At 70.8% G+C, this 3,582-nt stretch carries 2 protein-coding genes; both read right to left on the reverse strand.

Annotated features, from left to right (window positions below):
* Window positions 1–100: 100 nt before the first annotated feature.
* A complete protein-coding gene (locus K9U40_RS22315) occupies window positions 101–643 on the reverse strand; it encodes a CAP domain-containing protein (protein ID WP_282892300.1) in 543 nt (180 codons plus the stop codon).
* 116 nt (window positions 644–759) lie between these two features.
* Window positions 760–3,348: a DUF3772 domain-containing protein gene (locus K9U40_RS22320; protein WP_282892301.1), complete on the reverse strand. Its 2,589-nt coding sequence runs from the start codon at window positions 3,346–3,348 to the stop codon at window positions 760–762.
* Window positions 3,349–3,582 lie beyond the last annotated feature (234 nt).

The raw sequence follows: 3,582 nt of genomic DNA on the forward strand, positions 1-3,582 counted from the left end.
CCTCCCTGCCCTCCCCCGCAAGCGGGAGAGGGTTCGTCGTTGCGCCAGATCAGGCGCCCAGATCAGGCGCCCAGAGGTCGGGCCGGCCGCGCCCGGCGCCCTACCGCCCGCTCTTGTCCGGCTCGGCCAGCACCAGCGCCCAGTAGACCTTGTACTTGGAATTGGGCGCATTGGCCGTGGCGATCCCCATGCGGGTCACGCCCGGCTCCAGCATGTTCTTGTTGTGGGACGGGGAATCGCGCCAGCCGGAGAACGCCTCGGCGAGGGTGTGGTAGCCCGCGCCCACATTCTCCACCGCCTTGGAGGCGTTGTAGCCGGACGCCTTCATGCGGCTCATGAAATTGCGCCCGCCCACCTCGTGGGAGAGGTTGTCGGCCCGCGCCATGGCGTTGGCCTGGTCCTGGGCGATCCGGCTGAGCTGGTCGTCGAGGGTCACGGGAGGGAGCCCGCGCCCGACGCGATAGTCCGAGATGATGGAGGCGGCCGCCGCCGCGTCCACCGGTTTCCCGGTCTTGGCGAGGTTGGTGTAGAAGGCCGGCTGCCCGTCAAGCGCGGTATCGGTGGTGCCGCAGGCGCCCAGCAGGAGCAGCAGCGCGAGCCCGGCACCGGCGAGGATGGAACGGCGGAGGATCGGGTCGCGCATGGCTTTCTTCCAGCTGGTTCGGGGGCTCCCCGCCCCCATTCATACGGGGTGCCTTGTGCGCCCTCGGGGTTGAGGAAGCGTTAGCGGGCCGGAGGGACATCCCGCCGGCCCGCGTTTCACTGGAGCGGGTCGGGCGACGCGGGCGGCGGCGGCACCATATCGGCCGGCGCGCGGGCGAGCGCGGCCCAGGGCTGGACGGCCATGCCGATGCCGGCCTTGCGGAAGCGCGAGAGCACCTGGAAGTGCAGGTCGCTCTTCACGGTCAGGCCGTAATCCACATTCGCCACCACGCAGCGCAGCTCGAACGCCATGCCGGCATCGGCGAACTTGGTGAGGAAGACCCGCGGCGGCGGGGTCTGGAGCACCTGCGGATGGTCGCAGGCGCAGGCGACGAGGATGTCGCGCACCTCCTCCGGATCGCAGTCGTAGGATACGCTCACCGCCACGATGATGCGGCCGGTGGTGTTGGAGTGCGTCCAGTTCTTCACCATGCCGGTGATGAGATCGGAATTAGGCACGATCACCGTGGCGCGCTCGAAGGTCTCGATCTCGGTGGAACGCACCGAGATGCGCCGCACATAGCCTTCCTCGCCCTTCACATTGATGGTGTCGCCCACCCTTATCGGCCGCTCCGCGAGCAGGATCAGGCCCGACACGAAGTTGGACACGATGGCCTGCAGGCCGAAACCGATACCCACCGAGAGCGCGCCGGCCACCAGCGCGATGTTCTCGAGGTTCAGCCCCACCTCGCTCATGGCGATCATGATCGCGATGATGGTGCCCACATAGCTGACGATGGTGGCGATGGAGGATTGCAGCGACGGCTCCAGCCCCGAGCGCGGCAGCAAAGCGGTGGAGACCCAACGCTGGAAGGCGCGGGCGGCCACCAGGCTCACCAGCAGCAGCAGCACCGCGTAGAACACGCTCCACAGGGTGATGGTGGCGGTGCCGATGCGCACGCCGAAGGAGGCGCGCTCCACCGTGTCCATCACGTCGGCGGTGGAGGTGCCCCAGCTTCCGGAGATGAGGAAGGCCGCCACCACGAACAAGAGCACCTTCAGCAGGCCCGACAACACCACCCCGATCAGTTCGAGGCTGGTAGGCTGCAAGCCGAGGGCCTTGGACAGGTGGCGGGCGCGCGGCGTCTCGGACGACAGCCCCTCGCCGAAGAAGGAGTCGATGAGGGCGTAGAGCAGATAGAGCCCGCCCAGCACCGCCGCGGCCACCACCATGCGGGCGGCGACGAAGGCGGCGAAGCTCACATAGCCCGCCACCAGGGCGCCGAGGAGCAGGATCACCGCCATCCAGATGACGAGGCGAAGCCATTGCGGGCGGCTCCCGGTGGCGCTCGCCGCCGGTTCCGCCACGGGGGCGGCCCCGCCCTCGGTCTCGATGTCGCCGTCCTCCGAGCGCGCCACCCCCACCAGGAAGCGGGCGATGAAGCCGGCGATGAACAAGGCGAGCAGCGCGCTGGTCACCACCGTCAGGCCCACGGGGGCGAACAGCACCTTGTGCATCGCGTTGAGGAAGGCGGCGATGGCCAGGGTCCACACCGCGAACGAGAAATAGCGGAAGCCCAGGGTCGCGGCGGCGTCCGAGAGCGGCGGCAGGCGGCGCCACGGCTCGCCGGGCGCAAGCAGCGCGCGCCCCACCGCATTGCCGATGGCCTTGATGAAGACCGCCACCACCAGCCCGTGCAGCAGGTCCGCGGCACGCGGCGGCACCACGTCGAACCCGCCCAGGAAGGCCAGGGCCGCCATGATCGCGGCGGGCGCCACGCAGGCGTTGAGCACGAGCACCTTCAGCGCCTCGCGGGCGGAGCGCAGGCGGGTGAAGCGCTCGCCGGGCGGGGGCGGCGGCGTGCGCAGCCGGCGGCGCAGCAGGCGCCCGCCCAGCACCACCGCCGCGCCGATGCCAAAGCCGCCGAGCACGATGCCGAGCATGGCGAGGGAGCTCTGGCGGCGGAGCGCGAAGCTGGACCAGTCGTTCACGAAATAGTGGATGGCCCGCCACTCGGACGACACCGAGGACAGGGCATTGCCCCACAGGTCGGGATCGAGGATGGAGTCCGAGCGCTCGAACAGCTGGCCGGTGAACAGGGCCCGGCGGCGGGCGCTGATGCGGTCGGAGATCTGGTCGGCGCGCAGCAGCAAGGCGCGGTTCTGCTTCAGCACCGCGCCGAGGTCGGAGCTCATCTTCTGCAGGCGCTCGCGGTCGGCGGCCACCGCCGGGTCCTCGGCGGCGCCGTCGGCGGGCTTGGCGCCGATGGCGCCGAGCCGGCTTTCGGCGTCGCTGACGCGGGGCGAGATCTGGTCGCTCACCGCCGCGAGGTCGCGGCGGGCGGGGTCGAGCCGCTGGCGCACCTCGTCGAGGTCGTTGGGGCGAAGCCCCTCCAGCGCCAGGCTGGCGTCGAGGGCGTCGAGGGTGGCGCGCGCCGCCTCCAGCTTCTCGCGGGCGGCGACGATCATGGGGTCGGGCGGCAGCACCACCGGCTTGGCCGCCTCCGGCGCAGCGGCGGGCGCGGCGCCAGGCGCAGCGGGGGCGGCAGGCGCAGCAGGAGCGGCAGGCGGGGCTCCGGCGGCGGGCACGCTCTGCTGCTGGCCCTGCGCCGGCTGGGGCTGCGTCCCCTGCGCCCCGGCCTGAGCCAGGGAAACGATCGACAGGAAGAGCGCGACCAGAACGGCCGCGGGCTTCGTTACATTCATATCGGACCTCCGCGGCGGCGTTCCTGTCGCCCGAAGGCGGCATGTTCGTGGCGGATGGGAGAGAAAGGGCGCGCGGCAGGGCTTCGAAATCGCGAAAACCGGTATAAAGGTCGTCGCGATTTTCGCGATTTTGCATCCTCCGGCCGCAACCGGAGGCAGAGAGACTCTCGTGATGACCGGCGCCGCTCCCGTCAAGCCCCAGACTGCACCTTCCGCTCCGCCCGCCCCCTTGGC

The organism is Xanthobacter autotrophicus (genome assembly GCF_030015065.1).
Taxonomy (GTDB): Bacteria; Pseudomonadota; Alphaproteobacteria; order Rhizobiales; family Xanthobacteraceae; genus Xanthobacter; species Xanthobacter autotrophicus_D.

What these genes read in the sequence shown, in the direction of transcription:
- K9U40_RS22315 (WP_282892300.1), bottom strand. Translation starts at nt 643, where the DNA reads ATGCGCGACCCGATCCTCCGCCGTTCCATCCTCGCCGGTGCCGGGCTC.
- K9U40_RS22320 (WP_282892301.1), bottom strand. Translation starts at nt 3,348, where the DNA reads ATGAATGTAACGAAGCCCGCGGCCGTTCTGGTCGCGCTCTTCCTGTCG.